Origin of the sequence: Pseudomonas sp. BN515, assembly GCF_029873155.1 — a bacterium.
In the GTDB taxonomy this organism is placed as follows: domain Bacteria; phylum Pseudomonadota; class Gammaproteobacteria; order Pseudomonadales; family Pseudomonadaceae; genus Metapseudomonas.
Genome location: NZ_SSOH01000073.1, coordinates 1 through 25,363 on the forward strand (window position 1 = coordinate 1; position 25,363 = coordinate 25,363).

At 65.4% G+C, this 25,363-nt stretch carries 23 protein-coding genes, 1 tRNA gene and 1 pseudogene; 11 read left to right on the plus strand and 14 right to left on the minus strand.

The features are described 5' to 3' along the window. Positions 1–229 (plus strand): annotated as a pseudogene (locus E8E91_RS19035) (IS481 family transposase); the annotation flags it as partial. Positions 230–425: 196 nt separating this feature from the next. Further along, positions 426–1,682, plus strand: coding sequence for an MgtC/SapB family protein (locus tag E8E91_RS19040; protein ID WP_280377822.1), 1,257 nt, complete (start codon positions 426–428; stop codon positions 1,680–1,682). 4 nt (positions 1,683–1,686) lie between these two features. Here the strand turns inward: E8E91_RS19040 and E8E91_RS19045 are convergent, their stop codons facing one another. After that, positions 1,687–2,496 (minus strand): MerR family transcriptional regulator, encoded by an 810-nt coding sequence (locus E8E91_RS19045; RefSeq protein WP_280377824.1) that lies wholly within the window; start codon positions 2,494–2,496, stop codon positions 1,687–1,689. Positions 2,497–2,757: 261 nt separating this feature from the next. Here E8E91_RS19045 and E8E91_RS19050 point away from each other — a divergent pair, with 261 nt between their 5' ends. Genes E8E91_RS19050 through E8E91_RS19060 form a run of 3 tightly spaced genes read left to right on the plus strand, consistent with a single transcriptional unit; the run spans position 2,758 to position 6,279 of the window. After that, positions 2,758–3,624 carry a M24 family metallopeptidase gene (locus tag E8E91_RS19050; protein ID WP_280377827.1) on the plus strand — a complete coding sequence of 289 codons (867 nt, stop codon included), beginning with the start codon at positions 2,758–2,760 and terminating at the stop codon, positions 3,622–3,624. Beyond that, positions 3,621–5,384 (plus strand): SDR family oxidoreductase, encoded by a 1,764-nt coding sequence (locus E8E91_RS19055; protein ID WP_280377829.1) that lies wholly within the window; start codon positions 3,621–3,623, stop codon positions 5,382–5,384. The genes E8E91_RS19050 and E8E91_RS19055 overlap by 4 nt, the downstream gene beginning before the upstream one ends. Before the next feature lie 10 nt (positions 5,385–5,394). Then, the gene (locus tag E8E91_RS19060; RefSeq protein WP_280377831.1) at positions 5,395–6,279 is read left to right on the plus strand and encodes a metal-dependent hydrolase; all 885 of its coding nucleotides are present in this window, start codon (positions 5,395–5,397) and stop codon (positions 6,277–6,279) included. 376 nt (positions 6,280–6,655) lie between these two features. Here the strand turns inward: E8E91_RS19060 and rmuC are convergent, their stop codons facing one another. Together rmuC and E8E91_RS19070 are read right to left on the minus strand one after the other, a co-directional pair. Then, positions 6,656–8,020, minus strand: a complete 1,365-nt coding sequence (gene rmuC / locus E8E91_RS19065) for a DNA recombination protein RmuC (RefSeq protein WP_280378214.1) — start codon at positions 8,018–8,020, stop codon at positions 6,656–6,658. A 166-nt stretch (positions 8,021–8,186) separates the two neighbouring features. Continuing rightward, entirely contained in the window at positions 8,187–8,597 is a 411-nt protein-coding gene (locus E8E91_RS19070; protein WP_280377832.1) for a sel1 repeat family protein, read from the minus strand. 577 nt (positions 8,598–9,174) lie between these two features. On the opposite strand from E8E91_RS19070, the gene E8E91_RS19075 reads away from it, so the two are divergent. Both E8E91_RS19075 and E8E91_RS19080 read left to right on the plus strand, forming a co-directional pair. Beyond that, positions 9,175–9,657, plus strand: a complete 483-nt coding sequence (locus E8E91_RS19075; protein ID WP_280377835.1) for a GreA/GreB family elongation factor — start codon at positions 9,175–9,177, stop codon at positions 9,655–9,657. A 31-nt stretch (positions 9,658–9,688) separates the two neighbouring features. Further along, positions 9,689–10,099, plus strand: a complete 411-nt coding sequence (locus tag E8E91_RS19080; protein ID WP_280377838.1) for a hypothetical protein — start codon at positions 9,689–9,691, stop codon at positions 10,097–10,099. A 230-nt stretch (positions 10,100–10,329) separates the two neighbouring features. Here E8E91_RS19080 and E8E91_RS19085 read toward each other — a convergent pair whose 3' ends face one another. From E8E91_RS19085 to E8E91_RS19105, 5 genes are all read right to left on the minus strand, one after another. Continuing rightward, positions 10,330–10,641 carry a hypothetical protein gene (locus tag E8E91_RS19085; protein WP_280377841.1) on the minus strand — a complete coding sequence of 104 codons (312 nt, stop codon included), beginning with the start codon at positions 10,639–10,641 and terminating at the stop codon, positions 10,330–10,332. A 156-nt stretch (positions 10,642–10,797) separates the two neighbouring features. Next, a complete protein-coding gene (locus E8E91_RS19090) occupies positions 10,798–13,878 on the minus strand; it encodes an error-prone DNA polymerase (protein ID WP_280377843.1) in 3,081 nt (1,026 codons plus the stop codon). Then, a complete protein-coding gene (locus E8E91_RS19095) occupies positions 13,875–15,290 on the minus strand; it encodes a DNA polymerase Y family protein (RefSeq protein ID WP_280377845.1) in 1,416 nt (471 codons plus the stop codon). The genes E8E91_RS19090 and E8E91_RS19095 overlap by 4 nt, the downstream gene beginning before the upstream one ends. A gap of 7 nt (positions 15,291–15,297) precedes the next feature. Further along, positions 15,298–15,912, minus strand: coding sequence for a translesion DNA synthesis-associated protein ImuA (gene imuA / locus E8E91_RS19100; RefSeq protein WP_280368421.1), 615 nt, complete (start codon positions 15,910–15,912; stop codon positions 15,298–15,300). Between the two features lie 205 nt (positions 15,913–16,117). After that, the gene (locus E8E91_RS19105; protein ID WP_280377848.1) at positions 16,118–17,731 is read right to left on the minus strand and encodes a M28 family metallopeptidase; all 1,614 of its coding nucleotides are present in this window, start codon (positions 17,729–17,731) and stop codon (positions 16,118–16,120) included. 268 nt (positions 17,732–17,999) lie between these two features. Here E8E91_RS19105 and E8E91_RS19110 point away from each other — a divergent pair, with 268 nt between their 5' ends. Beyond that, positions 18,000–18,716 carry an SOS response-associated peptidase gene (locus E8E91_RS19110; RefSeq protein WP_348532221.1) on the plus strand — a complete coding sequence of 239 codons (717 nt, stop codon included), beginning with the start codon at positions 18,000–18,002 and terminating at the stop codon, positions 18,714–18,716. A gap of 24 nt (positions 18,717–18,740) precedes the next feature. On the opposite strand, the gene E8E91_RS19115 is transcribed toward E8E91_RS19110, so the two are convergent. Next, entirely contained in the window at positions 18,741–18,983 is a 243-nt protein-coding gene (locus E8E91_RS19115) for a hypothetical protein (protein ID WP_271472082.1), read from the minus strand. 305 nt (positions 18,984–19,288) lie between these two features. Between E8E91_RS19115 and E8E91_RS19120 the strand changes: the two genes are divergently transcribed. Continuing rightward, complete coding sequence (locus E8E91_RS19120; protein ID WP_280377850.1) at positions 19,289–19,675, plus strand: hypothetical protein; 387 nt, start codon at positions 19,289–19,291, stop codon at positions 19,673–19,675. Positions 19,676–19,729: 54 nt separating this feature from the next. Here the strand turns inward: E8E91_RS19120 and E8E91_RS19125 are convergent. From E8E91_RS19125 to dapA, 4 genes are all read right to left on the minus strand, one after another. Further along, positions 19,730–19,819, minus strand: a tRNA-Ser gene (locus E8E91_RS19125). A 159-nt stretch (positions 19,820–19,978) separates the two neighbouring features. Further along, positions 19,979–20,848 carry a phosphoribosylaminoimidazolesuccinocarboxamide synthase gene (locus tag E8E91_RS19130; RefSeq protein WP_151136152.1) on the minus strand — a complete coding sequence of 290 codons (870 nt, stop codon included), beginning with the start codon at positions 20,846–20,848 and terminating at the stop codon, positions 19,979–19,981. 95 nt (positions 20,849–20,943) lie between these two features. Then, the gene (gene bamC, locus E8E91_RS19135) at positions 20,944–22,062 is read right to left on the minus strand and encodes an outer membrane protein assembly factor BamC (protein ID WP_280377853.1); all 1,119 of its coding nucleotides are present in this window, start codon (positions 22,060–22,062) and stop codon (positions 20,944–20,946) included. Between the two features lie 19 nt (positions 22,063–22,081). Further along, positions 22,082–22,960, minus strand: coding sequence for a 4-hydroxy-tetrahydrodipicolinate synthase (gene dapA, locus E8E91_RS19140; RefSeq protein WP_190831253.1), 879 nt, complete (start codon positions 22,958–22,960; stop codon positions 22,082–22,084). A gap of 178 nt (positions 22,961–23,138) precedes the next feature. Here dapA and E8E91_RS19145 point away from each other — a divergent pair, with 178 nt between their 5' ends. Then, positions 23,139–23,696, plus strand: coding sequence for a glycine cleavage system protein R (locus E8E91_RS19145; RefSeq protein ID WP_151136158.1), 558 nt, complete (start codon positions 23,139–23,141; stop codon positions 23,694–23,696). 13 nt (positions 23,697–23,709) lie between these two features. After that, positions 23,710–24,183: a peroxiredoxin gene (locus E8E91_RS19150; RefSeq protein WP_280377856.1), complete on the plus strand. Its 474-nt coding sequence runs from the start codon at positions 23,710–23,712 to the stop codon at positions 24,181–24,183. Positions 24,184–24,258: 75 nt separating this feature from the next. Here E8E91_RS19150 and E8E91_RS19155 read toward each other — a convergent pair whose 3' ends face one another. Further along, positions 24,259–25,332, minus strand: a complete 1,074-nt coding sequence (locus E8E91_RS19155; protein ID WP_280377859.1) for an AI-2E family transporter — start codon at positions 25,330–25,332, stop codon at positions 24,259–24,261. Positions 25,333–25,363 lie beyond the last annotated feature (31 nt).

Here is a 25,363-nt window from a genome sequence, read left to right on the forward strand (position 1 = left end):
GCGCAGCTACCCTGAGCACTTGCCGGAGATCGAGTACGACCCGGGCGATCGGGTGCTCAAGGTCGGACGCATCGGGCAGGTCCGCTTCAATGGCCGGAGCCTGTTTGTCGGCGGCGGCCTGGCGGGAGAGCGGGTTGCCATCCGTCCGACCACGACCGACGGCGTCTTCGACGTGGTGTTCATCCGTAAGACCGTGCGCCAGATTGATCTCAGGCAACCCAAGCCATGACCATCAACCCGTTACCCATGTCTCCCGACAAGCGTTACCCATGTATACCGGCTGAACACTGCGCGCACCGCATCGGCGTGCGCAGCGAATCAAAGGAACGGCGCCCGGAAAATGTTGGGCTTCGCGTAGCTCAGCCACAACCTACAGGTTCGTGCCGCCGTCTAGACTGCTTCCATTCCCACCGAAAGGAAGCGCCATGCCTGAGGCCACGGAAGTCCTGCTCGATTTCGCCAGCGCCCTTGCCGTCGGCCTGTTGATCGGCGCCGAGCGTGGCTGGCGCGAGCGCAACAAGGAAGCGCTGCGACTGGTTGCCGGCATCCGCTCGTTCGGTCTCACCGGACTGCTCGGCGGATTCGCCTCCTTCCTTGGCGAGCAGTTCGGCACGGCGGTGTGGGTGGCGATCTTCGCCTGCTTCGCCGTGCTGGTCATCGCCTCCTACTTTGGCGAGCTGGTGTATATCGGCGACCTCGGGCTCTCCACCGAACTGGCATTGCTGATCACCTTCCTCCTCGGCAGCCTGGCGGTTGCCGGCCACCATGTGCTGTCCGGCGCCGGTGCCGTGGTGGTTGCGCTGCTGCTGAGCCTCAAGGACGCGCTGAACCACGCCCTGCAACGACTCAGCGAGGAGGAGCTGCTGGCCGCCCTCAAGCTGTTGTTCATCTCGGTGGTGCTGCTGCCGATCCTGCCCAACAAAGGCTACGGCCCGTGGGAAGTGTTCAATCCTTATGCCACCTGGTGGATGGTGGTGCTGATCGCCGCGCTGGGCTTCGCCGCCTATTTCGCCATCCGCCTGGTGGGCACCCAGCGCGGATTGCTGCTCACCGCCTTGCTCGGCGGCACCGTGTCCTCCACCGCCATGACCATCACCCTGTCCCACCTGCAGGAACACCGGGCCCTGCGCCCGCTGCTGGCGGCCGGCCTGCTGGCTACGTCGGCGCTGATGTTTCCCCGCGTGCTGCTGGAGGTAGGGCTGGTGAACCCGGCCCTGCTGTCACGCCTGGCCTGGCCGCTGGGTATCGCGGCGCTGGTCTATGCAGCAGGGGCACTGTTTTTCTGGCGAGTCGCGGCCAACCGCGAATCGCCCAATGCCGAGCCGCCGCTGAAGAACCCCTTCGAGTTGGGCCCTGCCCTGCGCTTCGCTGCCCTGCTGGCGTTGATCCTGCTGCTGGTAGAGGCCGCCCGGCGTTACCTGGGGGACGTGGGCGTCTACCTGGTCTCGCTGCTCTCGGGACTGACGGACGTCGACGCCATCACCCTGTCCCTGGCGCGGGGCGCGAACCGTGAACTGGGGGCGGAAGTGGCCGTACGTGGCATCTTCCTGGCGGTGCTGAGTAACAGCCTGGTCAAGGCGGGACTGATCGTGGTGATCGGCGGCAAAGGGCTGGCGCTGCGCACCTTCCCCTTCATCGCCGGCGGCCTGCTGGCCGGTACGGTGGCCTTGCTGATGGTCTAGGGATTCAGCGCTTGAGGAAGCCTTTCAGCAGCTCGCCAACGCGCTCGCCCAGTTCCTGGTTGGCCGAGAGTTGCAGCCCTCGCGCCAACTCGCTGTCCACCACCTGTTCCACCAACGGACGCAGCGCCAGCAACTGGCGATTGAGGTCGTCCAGTTCGCTGACATGGGGCAGGCTGTTGGACAGCAGCGGGTTGACCAGATGCTCGACGATCATCCGCACGATGCCGGCGGACACCGGCTCCACCTGGCGGCGGATCGCGACGAACTGGGCAAGCAGCACGTCCAGCGGAATCCCGGAGCGGTAGAGCTGGACCCCGGCGCTGAACACGCGTGGATTGAGCACCCGCAAATGGTCACCGGCGAATTCGATCAGGCCCAGCTCGCGGGCGCGGTCCATGTTGTCGTCGGTGAGGTCGGCGCCGAACAGCGCCTGCACTTCGTCGAAGCCCAGGCGAGTAGGTTCCACCAGGTTCCAGGCGCCGACGATGGCCTGCTCCAGTCCCAGCACGTGTGCCAGGTCCTGGCCCTGTTCCCAGGCTTCCAGCAGTTCGCGGATGCTGGCGATGCTGTAGCCGCGCTCCAGCAACTGGCCGATCAGCCGCAACCGCGCCAGGTGCTCGCCGTTGTAGATGCCCACCCTTCCGCGCCGCTCCGGTGGCGGCAGCAGGCCGCGGTCCTGATAGGCGCGCAGGTTGCGTACCGTGGTTCCGGCCTCAAGGGCCAGTTCGTCCACCGTGTATTCGGCGTCCGGCACTACCGGAGGCTCGGCGGCCTGGTTGAGGAGCTTGCTGAGAAAGGAGGGGACATTTTTCATGGGCCGGATCATATCGCCGCCCCTCTTCCGCCAACAACAGCCCCCGGATTGGCCCAACCATTGGCTGGACTTGTCGTGTGACGGCGTTCGCGGCGATGGCAAAACTTCGCCGCAGAGGCTCTATTTCGCGGCCTGTAACCACTCGGTAACGCGGTAACAGCGGCGGCGCCAGGCACCGGGGCGCTATGGCAAGGGCGGGAATCCCTGTTCAAGAATGACCGTGACATTGACTGATGTAACAGTCACAACACGGAGATTCCCATGCCTGCCCCTGCCCTCAGTGCCCAAGATCTGTCCGAGTTCCGCAATGTGCAGCAACTGGCCTATCGCTGCGCACAAGCCATCGCCGCCGAACTGAAGCCCGGCATCAGCGAAAAGGAAGCCGCCGCCCTGATGAAGAGCTGGTTGCAGGATCACGGTGTGCGCGACTGGTTCCATCAGCCTTTCGCCTGGTTCGGTCCTCGCACCGCCTTCAAGGGATTCGACGGGCTGCGTCACCTGGGCGGATTCAACCTGGCCTTCTACCCCGGCAAGCAGCGCCTGGAGGAAGGCATGCCGTACATCCTCGATTGCGCGCCGACCCTGGGCGCCTACACGGCGGATATCGGCTACTCCGGTGCCCTGGGCAGCAACCTCGTGGTCGAGCGCCTGATGGACGACCTGATGGAGCATCGCCAACTGATCCTCGACCTCGTGCAGCAGCGCCAGCCGCTGGCCAGGGTCAGCCAGGCGGTGGACAACCTCTGCGCCCGCCAGGGCACCCTGCCCCGGCACAAGGCCTATCCGTTCGAGGTGCTGGCCCATCGGGTGGAAAAGCTCGGCGAGCGCAAGCAGGGCCTGTCCATCGCCCGCTTCGGCGTGCGCAACATCTACACCCTGACCCGCAACGCATTGATCACCGGCCGCCGCGAAGGCTGGTCGCCCCTGTGGTCGAGCAACAGCCGCTCGGAACATCCGCCAACCCCTGGCCTCTGGGCGGTGGAACCGCACCTGGGTTTCCGCGGCGTCGGCGCCAAGTTCGAAGAACTGCTGGTGGTGACCGAGGACGGCGCCTTCTGGCTGGATGACGACCTGCCCCACGTGCGCCGCTGGCAGGCCCGCCAGCAGGGCAAGCAGGTGGCTGCATGAACGCGCCACTGATGCTGGAACCCCAGCGCTTCGCCGTGAAGGGCGATGGTGTCGAACTGGCCGCCTACCGCTGGGGCAATGCCGCCGGCCCGACACTGCTGCTGGTCCACGGCTACCCCGATAACCACGAGGTCTGGTTGCCGCTGATCCGCGAGCTGGCCGCCGACTGCCAGATCATCGCCTACGACGTGCGTGGCGCCGGCGCCTCGGACATTCCGCGCAAGACCCGCGACTACCGGCTGGAGAAGCTGGCCAAGGACCTGGAAGCGGTGATCAAGGCCGTCAGCCCTGATCGCCCGGTGCATCTGGTGGCCCACGACTGGGGCTCTATCCAGTCCTGGGAAGCGGTGACCGAACCCCGCCTCCAGCCGCTGCTGGCCTCCTACACCACGATTTCCGGCCCCTGCCTCGATCATGTCGGCCACTGGATGCGTGCGCGTCTGAAGGAGAAGCGCCCGCGTGCGTTCGGCCAGGTCATCGGCCAACTGGTCAGCTCCTGGTACATCGGCTTCTTCCATACCCCGCTGGTGCCGGAACTGCTCTGGCGCGCCGGACTGGCCCGCGCCTGGCCGACCCTGCTGCGGCGGCTGGAAGGCGTACGCGAATCACGCCCCAATCCGACCCAGGCGTCCGATGGCCAGCACGGGGTCAAGCTGTACCGCGCCAACTTCATCGCCAGCCTGTTCCGCCCGCGCCAGCGCCCAACCGAGGTGCCGGTGCAACTGATCGTGCCCACCCGCGACCGCTTCGTCCGTCCGCAGTTGTTCCAGGATCTCGATCGCTGGGTGCCGCGCCTGTGGCGCCGCGAGGTGGCCGCCGGCCACTGGCAACTGATGGCCGATCCGAGTCGCCTGGCCGGCTGGATTCGCGAGTTCGTCGATCACCTGGAAGGAGGCGACGCCAGCCGCGCCCTGCGACTGGCCAAGGTGCGCCCCGGCAGCGGCAGCTTCGCCGGCAAGCTGGTGCTGGTGACCGGCGCCGGCGGCGGTATCGGTCGCGCCACGCTGCTGGAGTTCGCCGAGCGCGGCGCCAATGTGCTGGCCGCCGATATCGACCTGGCCGCCGCCGAGCGTAGCGCGGAGCTGGCCAGGGCCCTGGGCGCGGAAGCCTGGGCCAGGCAGCTGGACGTCAGCGACAGCGCGCAGATGGAAGCCTTCGCCGACTGGGTGCGGGACGAGTTCGGCAGCCCGGACCTGGTGGTCAACAACGCCGGCATCGGCATGGCCGGCGCCATGCTCGACACCCGTCCCGAGGACTGGGAACGCCTGCTGCGGGTCAACCTGTGGAGCGTGATCGACGGCTGCCGGCTGTTCGCCCGGCAGATGCTGGAGGCCGGCAAGGGCGGGCATATCGTCAACGTTGCCTCGGCGGCGGCCTTCGTGCCCTCGCGCAACTACGCCGCCTATGCCACCAGCAAGGCCGCGGTGCTGATGCTCAGCGAATGCCTGCGTGCCGAACTGGCCGGCAAGGGCATCGGCGTTACCGCGATCTGCCCGGGGCTGGTCAACACCGGAATCATCCAGGCCACCCGCTTCAACGGCCTGGACGGGGAAGCCGAAGCCAAACGCAAGGCCAAGGTGCAGCGCCTCTACCAGCGCCGCAACCTCACCGCCGAAACCGTCGCCCGCCGCATCGCCGATGCGGTGGAGCGCAACAAGCCGGTGCAGGCCGTGGGCAGCGAAGCCCACCTCAGCGTCGCCCAATGGCGCTTCGCCCCCTGGCTGTCGCGCCTGTTGGCGCGCCTCAACCTGTCTGCCTGAGGACCTGTCCATGAGCCAAGAGCATCACCGCCTGGAACAGCGCAAGGTGCGCTTCGACTTCGCCGACACGCCGCTGCACTGGGTACCCGGCGAGCCGGAGGCCTCGCACATCATGAACACCCTGCACCTGATCCTGCCGGCCGGGGAATTCTGGTTCTGCCGGGTCTACAACAAGGCCCTGCCGCTGATTACCGATGAGCAGCTACGCGAGGACGTGCGCGGTTTCGTGCGCCAGGAAGCGCAACACGCCCGCGCCCACGACAGCGCGCTCACCCCCTATCTGGAACGCCACGGCATCGACCCGACGCCCTTCACCAAGGGCATCTACTGGCTGTTCGAGAAGGTGCTGTGCGACTACCCCCTGGGCGAAAACACCTTCACCCGCTGGCTACAGCCCTGGTGGCTGCGCCAGCGGGTTGGCCTGATTGCTGCCGTGGAGCATTTCACCTGCGTGCTGGGCAACTGGATCATCACAACCCGCAGCCTGGACGACGCCGACCCGGTGATGCTCGACCTGCTGCGCTGGCACGGCGCCGAGGAGGTGGAACACCGCTGCGTGGCCCACGACCTGCACGTTCACCTGAAAGGCAGCCTGCTGATGCGCTGGTTCTACATGCTGGTGGCCAGCGGTGCGCTGATCTTCCTGTTCAGCCAGTCCATGCACACGCTGATGCGCCAGGACCCGTCCACCCGCTACCACTGGGGCTTCCTCCGCCTCTGGCGCGCCCTGGGCAAGCGCGGCCTGCTGCCGCCCATGGGCAGCATCGGCGTCGCGGTCATGCGCTACTTCCGGCCGGACTTCCACCCTCGTACCGAAGGCAATTTGCAGGTGGCGCTGGATTACCTCGCCAGCTCCCCTGCCGCACAGCGGGCTGCGGCGGAGGCGGCGGGTTGAACTTGTGGGGGAATGCATTCGCGATAGGAATGTGTAGCCGGGAGTTCCGCGTGGGCTCCACTACCCTCACCCCCAGCCCCTCTCCCTGAAGAGGAGAGGGGTGCCTCGCGCCGGTTACTCCGTGCCAACCGGCAGACACCTTTCCTGTGGGGGCGATTTCAATCGCCAAGCAGCCTTGGTGGGCTTTAGCCCACGCTGACCTGCTGGTGGGGTGAATTTATGCGCGGTGGGGGAAAGGTTTAGCCGAGAAATCCGTCGCCCTCACCCCAAACCTCTCCCAGAGGGAGAGGGGGCTGTCCGTGCAGGACGCTGGCCTGGCACATTCCTGTAGGGGCGAATTCATTCGCCAAGCAGACCGCAGGCCTGCCCTACACACTCACCCCTCGAACTGCTCATCCAGCAACGGCAGACCCGCCGCCCTTTCCAACAGGTCGTTGGGCAGGCTCTTGCTGGCGCGGGCGCCGAGCAGCTTGAGGTTTTCCACCCGGCCGATGAGGTTGCCACGGCCATCCACCAGCTTGTTGCGGGCGTTGGCGTAGGCCTTGTCCAACTGTTGCAGGCGGCTGCCCATCTCATCCAGGTCCTGGACGAAGGCGACGAACTTGTCGTACAGCGCACCAGCGCGCTCTGCGATCTCGCGGGCGTTCTGGCTCTGCCGCTCCTGGCGCCAGAGGCTGTCGATCACCCGCAGGGTGGCCAGCAGGGTGGTCGGGCTGACGATCACGATGTGCTGCTCGAACGCTTCCTGGAACAACCCCGGATCAGCTTGCAGGGCAGCGGCGAAGGCGGCTTCGATGGGCACGAACAGCAGCACGAAGTCCAGGCTGTGCAGCCCTTCCAGGCGCTGGTAGTCCTTCACCGACAGGCCCTTGAGGTGGCTGCGCAAGGACAGCACGTGTTGCTTCAGGGCCTGGCTGCGGGCGGCTTCGTCGTCGGCGGCGATAAGCGCCTGGTAAGCGGTGAGGCTGACCTTGGCGTCCACCACCACCTGCTTGTCCCCCGGCAGCTGGATCAGTACGTCGGGCTGGAATCGCTCGCCCTCGGCACTCTTCAGGCTGACCTGGGTCTGGTATTCGCGCCCCTTCTCCAGGCCGGCGTGTTCCAGCACCCGCTCCAACACCAGCTCGCCCCAGTTGCCCTGGGTCTTCTGGCCTTTCAGGGCACGGGTCAGGTTGGTGGCTTCATCGCCCAGACGCTGGTTGAGCTGTTGCAGGCGCTCCAGTTCCTTGCCCAGGGAGAAGCGCTCGCGGGCTTCCTGTTGATAGCTTTCTTCCACCCGCTTCTCGAAGGCCTGGATGCGCTCCTTGAGGGGGTCGAGCAACTGGCCAAGGCGCTGCTGGCTGGTTTCGGCGAAGCGCTGCTCGCGCTCGTCGAAGATCTTCCCCGCCAGTTCGGCGAACTGCGCCCGCAGGTCGTCGCGGGCCGCCTGCAGGTCGGTCATACGCTGTTCGTGGGATTCGCGCTGCTCCCGCAGTTCGGCTTCCAGGCTGGCACGGTCGGCATCCAGGCGACGCAACTCGGCATCCTTGCGTTCACGTTCCTGGTTCCAGGCCAGCAAGGCTTCCCGGGCACTCTGGCGCTCGACGCCGAGCAGCTCGGCCTCGCGGCGCAGGGCTGCCAGTTCGGCCTGTTGGGCAGCGTTCAGGTGGTTGAGCTCGCGATTTTCCTCGCGACTGTCGTCCAGCTGGACGATGAGGCCATCCTGGGCCAGTTGGGCATTGGCCAGGCGCTCTTCGAGCAGGGTCTGTTCGGTTTGCAGGGCAGTGAGCTTGCGCTGCTGCTGCCAGGCCAGGCCCAGCAGGGGTACGGCGGCGGCCAGCAGGCCGATCAACAGGTTGGGGATATCTAGGGGCATGAGCGGCTCCGCGCTGGAATGCCGGGAGTATACCCAGCGGCGCGCGGCGCGATCAGGAATGCTGAGGGAGGCGGCTGAGCAGGCGCTTGGCCTCGTGGGAACCCTGGGAAGCGGCCTGTTCCAGCCAGTGGCGGGCCTGCTCCGGTTCGTTGACGCGGGGCTGGCTGCACAGGCGCCCCAATTCAAGCTGTGCGCGGCGGTCGCCGGCGCGGGCGGCCTGGCGCAGCATGTCCAGGCCGATGCGGCGGTCACGCTGGTTGCCGCAGTCGCGGCAGAGCATCTGGCCCAGGCGGCTTTGCGCCACGACCACGCCTTCCCGTGCCGGCTGCTTGAGCAACTTGCCAGCGATCCGCTTCACGCTCTGCGCCTGGCCCAGGCGCGGGCTGTCCAGCAGCCAGAGGGCAACGCGGGTGGGCAGGGTTTTCTGGCTGGAAACAGACTCAGCGGGGACGCGGAACTTCATGAAAAGGGGCAGGTGGCCGGAAAGGCGCGCAACTCTACTCCTTTTTTGTGGCAGGTAAAGTCTTGCAATTGCCGCAGATGGCGTTCTAGAGCAAGTGCTCAGGACAAATCCACAGAACCTGTGGATAACTCTGTTGAGAAGATGCTCGAAACGTCACCGAGTGCTCATGGCTCGTGGGCTCCGCTCAAACTGATGATTTTTTCACCAATTATAAAATTCCTTATTTTTCATGTAGTTACGAAATCATCTCTGAGAATCAAGCGTTTACGGGACATTTCATCAGCCCTTTGCGAGGCTGCATCGCAACTGTGCACAACTTGAAACTGTCAAGCCCCTACCCGCCCCGTTACGGGGCATTTTGCTCTGAAATGCGCCTGGAACCTGTGTTGCACGGGCGTTCCAGACGGCGACGAATGGCACGAAAAAAGCGCTCCGGGCACTCTCCGCAAGCTGGTACGAACGTCCTCCTGCGCCAACACTGTGCACAAGTTCGTCCCCCTCTTGTACGAACCCGTTTTCCTCCCACGCGGGAAGGCTTTTAGAATGCCCAATCCGGCCCTTCGACCCTTGCTGCCCCATGGACAAAGCCCGCATCCATCGCCTGATCCTCGACAAGCTCGCCGCCGACCTGCAATTGCTGCAACGCGCGGCGCAGACCGCCTACGAGGCGGCTACCCACGAGGAAAACATCGCCGAGAACAAGTACGACACCCTCGGCCTGGAAGCCTCCTACCTGGCCACCGGCCAGGCGCGCCGTGCCGCGGAAATCAAACAGGCACTGGGGATGTTCGAGAGCCTCAACCTGCGCCCCTTCGACCCCGCGCGCGGTATCCAGCTCAGCGCCCTGGTGCTGCTGGCAGCCGAGGATGGCAGCGAACAGCGGTTGTTCCTCGGCCCCGAGGCCGCCGGCCTGAAAGTGGTCGAGGAAGGCGAGGAAATCACCGTGATCAGCCCGCGTTCGCCCCTGGGCCAGGCGCTGCTGGGCAAGGCCGAAGGCGCCGAGGTGACCCTGACCATCGGCAATGGCCAGCAGACCTTCGAGGTGCTGGAGGTACACTGAATACCTGCCGCCACACCGTTTTGGAGGCTCCATGGCTCGCCCACGTCGCATCCTGCGCATCAGCTTCAATCCCCTGGTCCTGACCCTCAGCGTCGCCCTGGGGGTCTGGCTCGGTTTCATTGCCATCGGCCTGACCACCTACTTCGGTTACCAGCTCTACACGGCCGACAACAAAGCCCCGGTGGCCGAGGTTTTCATCCCGCCGCCTGCGCCGCCGCAAGCGGAACCGGAGCCGGCGCCCCTGCCACCGAGCACGGGCGAAGAGCGCCTGCAGAAGTACGAGGAGAACTACAACGCCGCCCAGCGCGCGGACAACGAGCGCCAGGAACGGCTGGAGGAACAGCGTCGGCTGAACGATGCCAAGTGCCAGTTCTGGACCGAGCAGTACCGCAATGCGCCGACCGAGAAGGCCAAGCGCAACATGGCCCAGGAGTGTGGTTAGCAGGCGCACCTCGTCTGATTTCAGTGTGCCAGCCGACCAAAGGCAGCCGGCTTCAATTGGCCGTCACACTGACCCGGCTAGACTCATGACGTGCGCCCTCCACTTCGGCGCCAGAGGCGGTTCGCAATGGGTCCCGAAATTTTCATAGCCCTGATGATCATGGGCTGGCTGCTGGCAGCGGTCGCGTTGCTGTGGGCCATGCTCAGGATCTCCCACCATCACCACCACCATCACAGCCGGCCTTCGCCTCCCCACTCTTCCCGCTCGTTCCGACGGCACAAGACGAAGAACGCACCGGTTGCTCCGCACTGAACCTCTTGTTGAGCCGGGGGCGCTTTGCGCCCCTTGGCGAATGAATTCGCCCCTACAAAATCCACCAATGCGTCGGCATTTTTGGCGAATTGAGCGTTTGTAGGATGGGTTGAGCTTGCGATACCCATCGCCTTTTCCCCTGTGGGAGCGATTTCAATCGCGAATGAATTCGCCCCCACAAAAGAATGGCCTGCGGAACACCCCGTTGTAGGGGCGATTTCAATCGCCATGGGCAGCGCAGCTGCCCTAAAGAGGTCAAGGCCGGACCTGCAGCCCGGTTGGCGAATGAATTCGCCCCTACAGAAAAAACGGCGACCTCGATGGTCAGCTCAAAGGCAAATCGCTCCCACAGGAATTTCTGTAATACGGTAGCGATCTTCTTCGATCTAGTGGAAATCCCTACTTCTCACATCCAGCCCCGACAGCAGCGACGTCAGGTCGTGCAGGCGGCGGGCGATGAGGTGGCGAACACCGTCCACCGACTCCAGGCGACCGTCCACCTGCAATAGCTGGGAGCCCACCAGTACCCGGCGCTGGCGTTCGGCCAGGTCGTGCCAGACCACCACATTGACCATGCCGTGTTCGTCTTCCAGGGTGACGAAGATCACCCCGCTGGCGGTCTGCGGACGCTGGCGCCCGACCACCAGGCCGGCAACGCTGACGTTCCGTCCGTGATCCACCGCCAGCAGCTCCCGCGAGCTGCGGCAGCGCCGCTTGTGCAAGGCCGCGCGCAACAGGGAAACGGGGTGCGGCCCGAGGGTGGTGCCCAGGGTGGCGTAGTCGGTGAGCATGTCTTCCCCCACGCTGGGCAACGGCAAGGCCACCTGCATTTCTTCCTGCTCCGGCAGGCCGGCGAAGAGCGGTGCCTGGACCTCCACCCCGGCGACCGCCCAGCGCGCCCGGTGACGATGCCCGGCCAAGCCGCGCAGGGCGCCGGAGTCGGCCAACAGTTCGCGGGCGCGGGCGTCCAGATGGGCGCGCTGGACCAGGTCGGCGACGCTGCTGAAGGGGGCGGCCTGCCGCACGGCCTCCATGCGCCTGGCATCGTCCTCGCGAAAGCCCCGCACCATCCGCAGTCCCAGGCGAATGGCTGGCTCACCCTCCTCTCCCGCCGGCTCCAGGGAGCAATCCCAGTCGGAATGACGCACATCCACCGGACGCACCTCGATCCTGTGGCGGCGCGCGTCCTGCAGTACCTGGTCGGGGCTGTAGAACCCCATCGGCCAGCTGTTGATCAGGGCGCAGGCATAGGCGGCCGGCTCGTGGCATTTCAGCCAACAACTGGCATAGGTGAGCAGGGCGAAACTGGCGGCGTGGGATTCGGGGAATCCGTAGCTGCCGAAGCCCTTGATCTGCTCGAAGATCCGCTCGATGAAGTCCAGTTCATAGCCCTTGGCGAGCATCCGCGACGTCAGCCGCTGACGGTGGTGCTCCAGGCCGCCATGACGCTTCCAGGCGGCCATGTTGCGGCGCAGTTCGTCCGCTTCGCCGGGCGTGTAGTCGGCGGCGACTATGGCCAGCTGCATCACCTGCTCCTGGAACAGCGGCACGCCCAGGGTGCGCTTGAACACCGGGATCAGCTCGTCCTTGGGATAGGTCACCTTCTCCTCGCCCTTACGCCGTCGCAGGTAGGGATGGACCATGTTCCCCTGGATCGGCCCCGGACGGACGATGGCGACCTGGATCACCAGGTCGTAGAACTCCCTGGGCTTCAGGCGCGGCAGCATGGACATCTGCGCCCGTGACTCGATCTGGAATACGCCGATGGTGTCGGCGCGGCCGATCATGTCGTAAGTGGCCTCGTCCTCCTTGGGCAAGGTGGCGATGGTCCACTGGATGCCGCGATAGCGCTCGATCAGGGCGAAGCAGCGGCGCAGCGCGCTGAGCATGCCCAGCGCCAGCACGTCCACTTTCAGCAGCCCCACCAGATCGAGGTCGTCCTTGTCCCACTGGATGACGGTGCGCTCGGCCATGGTGGCGTTTTCCACCGGCACCAGGCTGTCCAGCGGTGCTTCTGAAATCACGAAGCCGCCGGGGTGCTGGGACAGGTGGCGGGGAAAGCCGATCAGCTCGTTGGTAAGAGCCACTACCCGGCGCAGCACCGGGCTTTCCGGGTCGAAACCCACCTCCCGCAGACGCTCCGCCGAAGGCCCCTGGTCGCTCCAGCCGCCGCAGCAATCGGCCAGGGCGTTGACCTGGTCCGGCGGCAGGCCGAGAGACTTGGCCACATCACGTACCGCGCCGGCGCCGTGGTAGGTGTTGACCACCGCCGTTAGCGCCGCCCGGCCCCGTCCGTAGCGACGGAATACGTACTGGATGACCTCCTCGCGGCGCTCGTGCTCGAAGTCGACGTCGATATCCGGCGGTTCGTTGCGCTCCTTTGACATGAAGCGCTCGAACAGGAGTTCAGTGGTGCTGCAGGGGTCCAGCTCGGTGATGCCCAGGGCGAAGCACACCACCGAGTTGGCCGCCGAGCCGCGCCCCTGGCAGAGAATGTTCTGACGGCGGGCGAACTCGACTATGTCGTGCACCGTGAGGAAGTAGCTCTCGTAGCCCAGCTCGGTGATCAGCGCGAGCTCCTTTTCCACCAGCGCCCGCGCCTTGGCCGGCACGCCGTCGGGCCAGCGTCGCAGCATCCCCTCCTCGGTGGCGGCACGCAGCCAGGTGCTGGGGCTGTGCCCGTCCGGCACCAGCTCGCGAGGGTACTGGTAATCCAGCTGGCTCAGGCTGAACTCGCAGCGGCGGGCGATGCGCAGCGATTCGGCCAGCAGCTGCGCCGGGTAGAGGCCAGCCAGCGCCTCGCGGCGGCGCAGGTGGCGCTCGCCATTGGGGAACAACCGCAGCCCGGCCTCGGCCACCGTGCAGTGATGGCGCACGGCGGTCATGCAGTCCTGCAGGGCGCGGCGGCCACGGGCATGCATATGCACATCGCCAGTCGCCACAGGCGGGATGCCGACGCGCTCGGCCAGGGCCAGCAGGCGCTCCAGACGGCCGGTGTCGTCCGGTCCCTGGTGCAGTTCCACCGCCAGCCACAGGCGTTCGGGGAAACACTGGCGCAGCCACGAACCTTCGCGGCCGTCGTCTTCCCGGTCCGGCACCCAGAGGGCCAGCAGGCCATCCGTGGGTTCGGTCAGGTCATCACGCAGCAAGCGGTACTCGCCCTTCTTCGCCCTCCGCCGGGCTTGGGTGATGAGCCGGCAAAGGCGCTGGTAGCCGGCCAGGTTTTCCACCAGCAGCACCAGCTTCGGGCCGCCCTCAACCCGTACTTCGCTGCCGATCACCAGGGGCAGCTCGCTCTTCTTCGAGGCCTGCCAGGCGCGGACGATGCCGGCCAGGGTGCATTCGTCGGTGATCGCCAGGGCTGCGTAGCCATGCTCCTTGGCACGCTTGAACAGCTCATCGGCGCTGGAGGCCCCGCGCTGGAAGCTGAAGTTGGACAGGCAGTGCAGCTCGGCGTAGGCGTTCATGCGAACCAGCCGTGCAACAGCAGCGGCCCCTCCCCGTTCACTGTGCGGAAGGCCCAGCCACGCTGGCCACCGCGGGTTTCCACCAGGTAGTAGTCGCGGCGCACGTCGCCGCCATCCCACCAGCCGGACTCGATGCGTTCGGGGCCGGCGAGGATGCGGACGGACGACTCCCGCAGGGGCACGGGTTCACGCAACAACCAGCCGGGACGGGGCGGACCAGGCGGGAGCGGCGCCTGCGGGCCCTCCGCATCCAGTTGCCAGGCGCATTCGGGACGGTGGTCGGCACGGGCAGCCAGACCGTGCACCGCGTCGTCTCCCAGGCGTGCCCGCAGGCGTTCGCGCAATTGCTCCCAGGGCAGGGATTGCTGCGGGCGCTCGTCGAACAGCTCGCGCCGCTCCGGGACGAAGGCCGGCAGGTCCCGCGCCTGCAGACGGAAGGCGCGCACCGGGGCCGGAACCTGCAACTGCTCCAGGCGCCCACGGGCCAGTTCGAAGAGCATGGTCGCCTCACGCTCGGCGCTGAGCAGCCCCACTGGCACCCGGGTTTCCGGCAGGTCGCGGTGTTCCAGATGGAGAGTGAAGCGCTGCACGCCGCTGTCACGGCAGGCGAGGAAAGCGGCCAGGTCAGCGGTGAGACGGCGCAGGGGGAACAGCAGCGCCTGATGGGATTCCACCTCGAAGTTCAGCTCGATGCGCAGGTCGAACTCATCCGGCGGCCGATAGCACTCCAGCGCCAGGGGGCGGTCGCCCAGCAGGGTATCGAGGTGCTGCAACACGTCTCCCGGGAAGCGTCGGGCCACCGTCTCCCGGGGCAGCGCCAGCACCTGCTCCAGGTGGCGCAGGCCCATGCGGGCGAAGGCGGTGGCGGAATCCCGTGCCAGGCCGGCGCGATCCACCGGCATGCGCCCGAGGGCTTCACGCAATTCGTCCTGGCTCGCCACCGCCAGGCCATCGTAGGCATTGGCCAGCACCCGCGCCGCCGCCGGGTTGGGCGCCGCGACGATGCGATGGCGGAAACCCAGGCCCGTAAGCTCCCGCCGCAACCGGGCCTCGAAGCGCGGCCAGGGGCCGAACAGGGCGAAGCTGGATTCCACCTCCAGCAGCAGGCAACGCGGATAGCGCAGGCTGATCTGGGAACTGAAGCGATAGGCCCAGGCGGCCAGCAGTTGCTGCCAGTGCTCGATCCGCGCCGGGTCGTACTCCACCAGGGTGAAGTCGCGGGTCAGGACGTGGGCGGCGGTCAGCGACTGGCCGGGGCGCAGTCCCAGGGCCTTGGCCGCCGGGTTGAGGGCACGCAACACGCGGCGTTGGGGCGTGCCCGTCACCAGCGCCAAGGGCGCTTCGGGGTCGGGGTGGACGCGCAGCACGCCATCCAGCGCCAACTGCGGCAGCAATATGCAGGCCCAGCGCATGACGGCATCACCGGGACAGGGCGATCGGCGCCGCGGGCGGCAGGCCACCCCGGCACTTGAGCACCCGCAGCTGCGCCGGCCAGCCGTCGACGGCGATGCGCAAGGCCGCCGGCGAGGGGTTCAGGGCGGCATCCAGCGGGCGGTAGGCGAAGGCCAGGGTCTGGCCGGTTTCGGCAGCCACCTGCAGGCGGCGCAGGGCGCGGTCATCGGCCTGTTGCGGCCAGCACAGCACCGCTGCGCAACTGCCGGAACGCAGGCATTGTTCGGCCGCCCAGAGGGCATCGCGGCCGCTGGCCTCCACCAGCGCCAGCCAACGCAGGTCAACGCCGGCGGCCTGCCAGGCCTGTGGATAAGGGATATGCGGCGGCGCCACCAGCACCACGCGCTCAGCGCTGGCGGTCAGCCGTGCCAGTGTGGGCCAGAGCAGACGCAGCTCGCCCAGGCCTGCGGCCGGAACGAGGATTTCGCTGAGCGCAGCCTCAGGCCAGCCACCGCCGGGCAGGACCCGGTCCAGGGCGGCAAGGCCGGTGGGTTGGTCGCTATCGGACGGCAGCGCGCCGGGCTGGCCTTTCCAGACCCGCCGCTCATTGAGCAGGGCGTCGAGGGCAACGACAGCGCCCATCAGCTCCACTCACTGCCAGAAGAGAAAAACGGCAGCCCCGGGGCGGGGCTGCCGAAAGGGCCAGGAACAATCATCAAGGCCATTAGGGGAAATCCTACGAATACTGTATTTATATACAGTAAATCGCAGAGACTTCCTACGGTCAATTCAGAAAAGACGGAAGGCCTGCGAAAGCACGAGACTCCGCAGGCCCGCCGCCCTTCCGTCATTTCACGAAGTGATTACCCCAGCGCTCGGACTGGCGCACCGACTGCACACGCAGGGTCTTGGCACCCTTCGCTTGCTCGGCGGCCGCGGCGATCTCGTCGTCGATAATCTTCGTCGACAGCGACAGCCAACTGGTGGCGAAGGCCATGGCGTCCCCGTTGATCTCCAGCGCGTTCAGGTCAATGTTGGCGGTGTTGTCGCAGCCTTGGTGGTAGCAGGGATCGAAGGGCTGGCCGGCGGCGCCGCCGTACTTCTGCGCCTGCTCTTCGCTCTTGATGTCTTCGGCGCCGGTGAACAGGCCGCCGAAGGGAATGCCCACCTCGAAGAACTGCGCATAGTCGGAGCGGAAGTCGATCTGGGTGCCTTCGGCAGGCTCGCCACGCAGCTTGAAGTAGGCCTCGAACAGACGCTCGATGGCAGCCGAGCCGGGCGGGCCCTGCAGGCCAAAGGAAGAGCCGTCGCCGTCATAGATGAAGTTGCCGAAGTTCGGCGAACCGATCATGTCGAAGTTCAGGTACGCCTTGATCTGCTTCCGTTCCTCATCGCTCAGGCTGTTGACGTAGAAGGTCGAACCCACCAGCCCGGATTCCTCCGCGCCCCACCAGGCGAAACGCACCTTGTTCTGCGGATGCGCCTTGCGCAGCAGCACGGCCATTTCCAGCAACGCTGCGCTGCCCGAGCCGTTGTCGTTGATGCCGGGGCCTTCGAACACCGAATCCAGGTGCGCGCCGGCCATCACTACGTTCTTCGGATCGCCGCGCCGGGTTTCGGCCACCAGGTTGAAGGTCTGCGTCTTCTCGCGGATCACGTCCGCCACCATGCGCAATTGCAGGCCGGGGGTCTGGGACCAGGCCACGCCGTTGTCATAGGTGGCGAACAGCACCGGGATGCCGCCCTCGTAGGTGTCGCCCAGGGTGACGTTTTCCAGACCTTTGCGCTCCTCGGTATTGCCCTGGTTGAAGATGATCACACCCGCCGCACCAGCCGCCGCGGCGTTCTCCGCCTTCAGCTCGAAGTTGCAGCTGCCGCGCTGGACCAGGGCGATGGCGCCGCTGGGAAATCCGGCGAAATCCTCCGCCTCGCAACCGCTGGTGGAGGTGTTGCCGGCACCGAGGGACAGGTCCACCGGCACCACCGGGGCGCTGACGTCTCCGGCATCGGTCTGCGACAGGTAGGTGAAGTCCTCCTCCCAGACGTATTCCGCCGGTTGCGGCGTCAAAGCCTGCAAGGTGCCCGGCCCCTTGGGAAAGTAGGCGGTGAAGGGGAACGGCTGCACCCGCACCTGGTAACCGGCGTGCTCCAGGGTCTGCTTCACGTAGTCGATCGAGGCCTGGTAGCCCGGCAAACCAGCCGCGCGGTTGCCATCGTTGAGGGTGGCGATGTCCTGCAGCTCCTGCAGGCGCTGCATCACATTGCTCGCCTGCAGACATCGCGGCAGGCCCACGGGCGTGCCAACCAGCACCGGTGATTTGCAGAGAGCGGGGTTGGGTTTGCCGGGACTCCAGTAATCGCCGAAGGCATCGCCTTCAGGCGCCGGGGCGGCAAGGGTGGAAGTGGAAGCGGCGAGAATCAGAGAACCAACAACACGTCTGACGTTGTTCTTGTGGGTCATGACTTCAATCCTTTTGAAGTGGTTGTAGGCGGCCTGCCGTGGCATTGCGCCACTGTCCTGTACGGCATCCTCGGGTGCAGGCCTGAGAGAACAGACTGGCGCAAGGTCATTCGGTTCTTTCGGGCACGTGTAAAAAACGTGCACTTTGTCGCCTTTTTCGCAGCAAATGGCCGGAGATACGCCACTGGATAGCCATCAAATAGATGGCCACCTCATATCACCAGCGCATATGGCAGCTGTGCGGGTTCTATGCTGAAGGCATTCCCCGATGCAGGAACCAGCCATGTGCGGCCGCTACGTCAGTCCCTCCGATCGCGCCATCGAAGACTACTGGCACATCGGCGCGCGGGACTCGGGTCGCTGGATCCAGAGCTTCAATGTGGCCCCCACCAGCCAGGTGCCGATGCTGCGCCTGGACCAACAAGGGGAGCTGGAGCTGGTGTCGGCGCGTTGGGGCCTGATCCCCTCCTGGTGGAAGGAGACGAAGCCACCGACCATGTCCTTCTTCGCCCGCAGTGAAGAGGCCGCCGGCAAGCCCCTGTGGCGCCAGAGCCTGCGCAGCCACCGCTGCCTGATGCCCGCCCAGGGCTGGTACGAGTGGAACCCGAATCAGCAGGTTCGCAACGCCAGCGGCCGCCTGGTCCACCAGCCTTACTACCTCTACAGCCCGAATGACCCGCTCCTGGCCATCGCCGCGATGTGGGCCACCTGGACCGGCCCGGACGGACAGGCGATCACGTCGTGCGCCCTCCTCACACGGGAAGCTGCACCGGCCATTCGCACCATCCACCAGCGCATGCCGGTGATACTGCCGCCGGAACAGTTCGCGCTGTGGCTGGCCCCCGAAACGCCCGGCGAGCACGTGCAACACGTCATCGCCCAGGCACGCGATGACTTCACCGGGCATGCGGTCTCCACGCGGGTGAACAGTGCTCAGAACGATGACGAGGGGTTGATCGAGGCGATTGCCGAGCCAGGCTGCTGAAGAGCCCGGCCCGTTTAGGGTGGATTATTCGCCAGCCACCAGCCGCAATCGGGCGGGCGTCGACGTTCGCACGTCGATATACGAAGAGAGGGTCGTGTACGCGCTGATGGCTATCCGTTCAGCCACCAACAGCCGCTCGAACTCCATCATCTGGTCATCCGACCAAGGGACTGCTGCTTCTTCCAGAAAAGCCACCATGGCGATGTGCGCGGCAGAAACATTGAGCGAGAGCCGGCGCAGCTCCGCCCAGTAAACCGGTTCGATCACGAATCGCTCCTGGTGCATCAAGTTTCCAGATGCACTTGATTAGCAATAGCGTACCAACCTCAAGCTCGCCAGCCGGGAACGAGAAATCCGGTGAACGGCACTCGTAGCGTCGCAAGCGGCCCTCTTCAAGACCGGCGCCCTTTCGTTCGCCCGATGCCGGCATACACTTGTTCCGCACAGGCAGCGGCCAACCGGGGGAGGATTCCCGCCCCCTTCGTCGACGGCCTCCGCCCCCAGGCGCCCTGCCCCGACGGCTAACCGACAACAAGCCGGGTAGCCAAATGCACCAGCCTGGAGCAACAGCCATGAAAAAAAACCACCCTGGCAACCCTTCAGCTTCATTCCTCGGCGGCAGTGTCCTGATCCTTTCCACCCTGCTGATCGCAACAGGCTGTGCGCAGAACCCCGATATCAGAAGCAGCCGGGACGGCACGTCCGGCATCACCAGCCGGGCCAATTCCGACTACGTGAACTGCGTGAAAGGTGGCATTCGGCACGACGCCGAGACTTTCACCTCGGAAGAGAACGGCAAGACCCTCCTCTTCGTCGGCAGCACCGACCCCAACGAGGCTTCAGGGCTGGTCGAACTCTCCGACGGCCAGGGACAGAAACAATTCTCCGTCTTCCAACGTAATGCCTGGCAGGACAAGGGCCGGCTGATCAATGCAGCCATGATGTGCTCGAACTCCTGAGCCCCCGAAAGCAAAAAGCCCCGCAGTCTTTCGACTGCGGGGCTTTTCTGGATATGGCGGGAAGATAGGGATTTGAACCCTAGGTGCCATTGCTGACACAACGGATTTCGAATCCGTCCCGTTCGGCCACTCCGGCATCTTCCCGAACGGCGCGCATGATACCAGCTGAAAGGCCATTGGCGAAGCCCGTAGGGGAGATTTTTTCGCGTGGTTTCAGATGGTTGCGGTGCGAGAGGGATCGCGGCGCGATCCTTGGCGAATGAATTCGCCCCTACAAGGAGGGGCGAATTCCGGGTGGAGCGATCAGGAGGTCAGCTTGGTCAGGGCTTCGCGGTACTTGTCGGCGGTCTTCTGCGCGACTTCGGCGGGCACAGCGGGCGCCGGCGGTTCCTTGTTCCAGCCGGTGGATTCCAGCCAGTCGCGGACGAACTGTTTGTCGAAGCTCGGCGGGTTCTTGCCTTCGACGTAGCTTTCCACCGGCCAGAAGCGGCTGGAGTCGGGGGTCAGCACTTCGTCCATCAGGGTCAGGGTGCCATCTTCATCGATGCCGAATTCGAACTTGGTGTCGGCGATGATGATGCCGCGGGTGGCGGCGTATTCGACGGCGGTGGTGTACAGGGCGATGGCGGTGTCACGGACCTTGGCGGCCAGTTCCTTGCCGATGATGGCTTCGCACTGCTCGAAGGAGATGTTCTCGTCGTGGTCGCCAACGGCGGCCTTGGTCGAGGGAGTGAAGATGGGCTGCGGGAGCTTGGAGGCTTCCTTCAGGCCGGCCGGCAGCTGGATGCCGCAGACGGTGCCGGTCTTCTGGTATTCCTTCCAGCCGGAGCCGACGATGTAGCCACGCACGATGGCTTCGACGGCCACGGGCTTCAGGCGCTTGGCGACTACGGCGCGGCCTTCCACCAGCGGCAGTTCGGCGGCCGGAACCACGTCTTCGACCTTGTCGCCGGTGAAGTGGTTGGGCACGACGTCCTGGAGCTTGTCGAACCAGAAGTTGGAGATCGCGGTGAGGATCTTGCCCTTGTCGGGAATCGGCTGCTCGAGGATCACGTCGAACGCGGAAAGGCGATCAGTGGCGACCATCAGCATGCGCTTGTCGTCGATTTCGTAAAGGTCGCGGACCTTACCCGAGTAGATCTTCTTCAGGCTGAGGGTGGTGGGTGTGCTCATGTCGTTTTCCGCCTTTATCAAACGAAACAGGCGAAACCCGGGGGTTTCGCCTTGTTGTTTCCACGATCCGCCGCGGTGCGGCGTACCTCTTGCTATTAGCCGAGGTTTTCCTGGATCAGGGTCAGCACGCGGCGCGCCACTTCAGCAGGAGCCACGGTGTTGATGTCCTTCTCCACGGTGACCTGCACGCTTTCGCCAACGCGGGTCAGGCGAACCTGATAGCGCTCGGCGCGGGCTTCGATCTCTTCCTCGCTGGGGTCGCTGCCCCACAGGCTGGCGAAGAAACCGGGTTTCTCGTCTTTCTTCACCGCGCCTTCGGCGAGGTTGATGTAGTAGACGCCCAGGCTGCGGTTGAGGTCGTCGACGCGAACGTCGGCGGTTTCCAGGGCGCGGCCGACGCTGGACCAGGAACGGTCGAAGTCGGCGCCGAGGCTGAGCATGGGGTTGCCGTTGCCGTCTTCGGACAGGGTTACGCGGCTCGGGGCGTCGAAGTCGCGAGCGGCGAGCAGGGACACGGAACCGCCCTGTTCGGAGCTGCGCGCCATGCTGGCGAGCATTTCATCCAGCAGTGCGGCTTCCAGGCTCGGGCTGTCGGAACGGCTCGGCCAGCCGGTGTCGGCAGAGCTGCCGGCCGGACGGGAAGTAGTCAGGACGAAGATTTCGCTGGTGTTGCGCTGCACGCCCGGCTCGATACGCACACGGGCACGGATTTCGCTGTCCGGCTCGACACCGCTGACGCGGCTACCCAGGCGACGGGCCAGGGGACCGGAGAGCTGGTCGAGGCGCTGCCAGTCAGTGCTGAATTCGCCGGTTTGCGGACGCTCGTCGGCGATGCGGAAGCCGCCGTCCTCGAAGAACTGGCGGGCTACCGGCCAGACTTCGGCCGGTACGCGCTGGGCAACTACCCAACGGGATTCGCCGCTCTTCTGCAGGCTGTAGTCGCTGACTTCGCCCTTGGCCTGGAGGGCCTGCGGGCGCGGTACGTCGAATTCGCCTTCGGCGCGGCTGTCGGCGACGTTCATCGGCACCGGCAGCAGCGGGTCGAGGCGCTTGGCGTCGACATTCGGCGGGAGCTGCATGGGTGCAGTCTGGCGTGATTCGAGATAGTCGCTGCCGCGGTCGCGGAAGTAGCCATCTTGGCCCCAGAGCCAGCCGCAACCGCTGGTGCTGGAAATGATCAGGGCGAGTGCGGAGAGTCCGGCCAGTCGCTTCATGCGGATTGTTTCCTTGGAATTAGGCCAGTACGCCGGTCTGGCGCATGGCTTGACGCAGAGGCTCGTGGCAACGCGGGCTGAGCCAGGTCAGCGGCAGGCGGATGCCGTCCGGGATCAGACCCATTTCGTGCAGGGCGAACTTCACGGGGATCGGGTTGGACTCGATGAACAGCGCCTTGTGCAGCGGCATCAGCTTGTCGTTGATGGCGCGGGCGGCTTCGGCCTCGCCACGCATGGCGGCGGCGCAGAGATCGGCCATGGCGCGCGGAGCGACGTTGGCGGTTACCGAGATGTTGCCCTTGCCGCCCATCAGCATCAGCTCGACGGCAGTGGCGTCGTCACCGGAGTAGACGAGGAAATCCTTGCTGACGCGGTTCAGTACTTCCTGGCCGCGCTGCAGGTCGCCGGTGGCTTCCTTGATACCGATGATGTTGCTGATCTTCGACAGGCGCTCGACGGTTTCCGGCAGCATGTCGCACACGGTGCGGCCCGGTACGTTGTAGAGGATCTGCGGGATGGCCACGGATTCGGCGATGTGGCGGAAGTGCTGGTACAGGCCTTCCTGGGTCGGCTTGTTGTAGTACGGGGTCACCAGCAGGCAGGCATCGGCACCGACTTGCTTGGCGGCAGCGGTGAGTTCGACGGACTCACGAGTGGAATTGCCACCGGTACCGGCGATCACCGGGATGCGGCCATTGACCTGGTCGACCACTCGGCGGATCACTTCGACATGCTCGGTGACATCCAGCGTGGCGGATTCGCCCGTGGTGCCGACGGCGACTATGGCGTTGGTGCCCTCTTGAAGATGGAAGTCAACGAGCTTGGAAAGGCTGTCCCAGTCCAATTGACCCTGCGCATCCATGGGCGTAACCAGTGCCACCATACTGCCCGCAATCATGCAACCGCTCCTGCCGGAAAAAGAGAGCCGTAATGGTACTGTCGGCTCTGGCCTTGCACAAGGTGAACGCAAGCGCCGTCAGGCGGTTACGGCATTTCCCTCGGCGGCGCTTTTCGCTAACCTTCCCCGTTTGAACAGCGCGGCCCCGGCCGCCCTCCCCTCGTTTTAGGAATGCTGCATGTCCACCACCCCGCCCCGCGAACAATTCCTCTTGATCAGTGCCCTGGGCCGCAACCCGATGGAGCTGACCAACGTGCTGTGCCGAGCCAGCCAGGAAAACCGCTGCGCCGTGGTCAGCAGCCGCCTGACCCGCCACGGCGAATTCAGTGCCCTGGTGCTGCAGATCTCTGGCAGCTGGGATGGCCTGGCGCGCCTGGAGTCGGGCGTGTCGGCCCTTTCCAAGCGCCATGGCTTCACCGCCAACATGACCCGCAGCCACGCCATGGAGATTCGCCCCCAGGCCCTGCCCTACGTGGCCTACGTCAGCGCCGCCTATCGCCCGGACATCCTCAACGAGCTGTGCCAGTTTTTCATCGACCACCGCGTCGAACTGGAAAACCTCACCTGCGATACCTATCAGGCGCCGCAGACCGGCAGCACCATGCTTAATGCCACCATCACCGTGACCCTGCCCGCGGGCACCCAGATCAGTTGGCTGCGCGACCAGTTCCTGGACTTCGCCGACGCCCTGAACCTGGACGCCCTGATCGAGCCCTGGCGTCCGCAACACCCCTGAGGAGCCCCGAAACATGGCCGTTTCCCTGAACCAGCCCGTCGCCGATTTCACCGCCCAGGCCACCAGTGGCGTGGAAGTCAGCCTGTCGGCCCTCAAGGGCAAGCAGGTCGTGCTGTATTTCTATCCGAAGGACAGCACCCCCGGCTGCACCACCGAAGGCCAGGGCTTCCGCGACCAGCACCAGGCCTTCCTGGCGGCGAACACCCTGATCTTCGGCGTCTCCCGCGATGGCATGAAGTCCCACGAGAACTTCAAGTGCAAGCAGGAGTTCCCCTTCGAGCTGATCTCCGACAAGGACGAATCCCTCTGCCAGCTGTTCGACGTGATCAAGCTGAAGAAGCTCTACGGCAAGGAATACATGGGTGTTGACCGCAGCACCTTCCTGATCGGCACCGACGGTGTGCTACGCCAGGAATGGCGCGGTGTGAAAGTCCCAGGCCACGTGGATGCGGTGCTCGCCGCCGCCCAGGCGCTGAACAAGGGCTGATAGCCCCCAAATGAAAAAGGCCGCGATTGCGGCCTTTTTATTGGGCTGTGGATAGGTACAGCCCGATCGTCCCGGTTATCCCCCTGCGGCCACATTCCCGGGGCCTGCGCGGGGCCAGGCGTCCAGTACGGCCTTGAACAGGGTGGCCAGCGGAATGGCGAAGAACACACCCCAGAAGCCCCAGAGCCCGCCGAACAGCAGCACGGCGCAGATGATCGCCACTGGGTGCAGGTTCACCGCCTCGGAGAACAGCAGCGGCACCAGCACATTGCCGTCCAGGGTCTGGATCACGGTGTAGACCACCATCAGGTAGATGAACTGGTCGCTCCAGCCCCACTGGAACAGCGCGATCAGCGCCACCGGCACCGTCACCACCACAGCGCCGATATAAGGCACCACCACCGAAAGCCCCACCAGCAGGGCCAGCAGCGCTGCGTAGTTGAGCCCCAGCCAGACGAACGCCACGTAGGTGACCCCGCCGCAGATGACGATTTCGATCACCTTGCCGCGGATGTAGTTGGCGATCTGGATGTTCACCTCTTCCCAGACCTGGGTCATCAATCCGCGCTCGCTGGGCAGGTAGCCACTGAACCAGCGCCCGATCAGCTCCCGGTCCTTGAGGAAGAAGAACACCAGGATCGGCACCAGCACGAGGTAGATCATGATGTTGACCAGCAGCGGCAGGCTGGAGAGGGAGAAGGTCAGCGCCCACTGGACAAACTTGGCCACTTCGTTGCGCGTGACTTCGATAGCCCTCAGCACCTGCTCGTCGGTCACGACATGGGGGTAGCGCTCGGGCAGGAGCAGCAGCAGCGACTGCCATTCAGCGAGCATGCCCGGCAGTTCCTGGAGCAGAGTGCTGACCTGCTGCCAGAGCAGCGGCACCAGGACGCCGAGGATCAGCGCCAGGGCGCTGATGAAGAGGGTGAATACGATCCAGACCGCGAAGGTCTGCGGCAGCCGCAGGCGCTCCAGCAGGTTGACCACTCCCTGCATGAGGAAGGCCAGCACCATTCCCGCCAGCACCGGCGCGAGCATGTTGCCGAGGGTGAGGACTGCGGTGAAGCCGAGAACCAGCACCACGGCCAGCACCACGGCTTCTTCATCCGAGAAGTAGCGCTGGACCCAGTCGCGAAGCACCTTGAGCATCAGAGTTCCTTGGATGGCCCGCCGTGGGGGG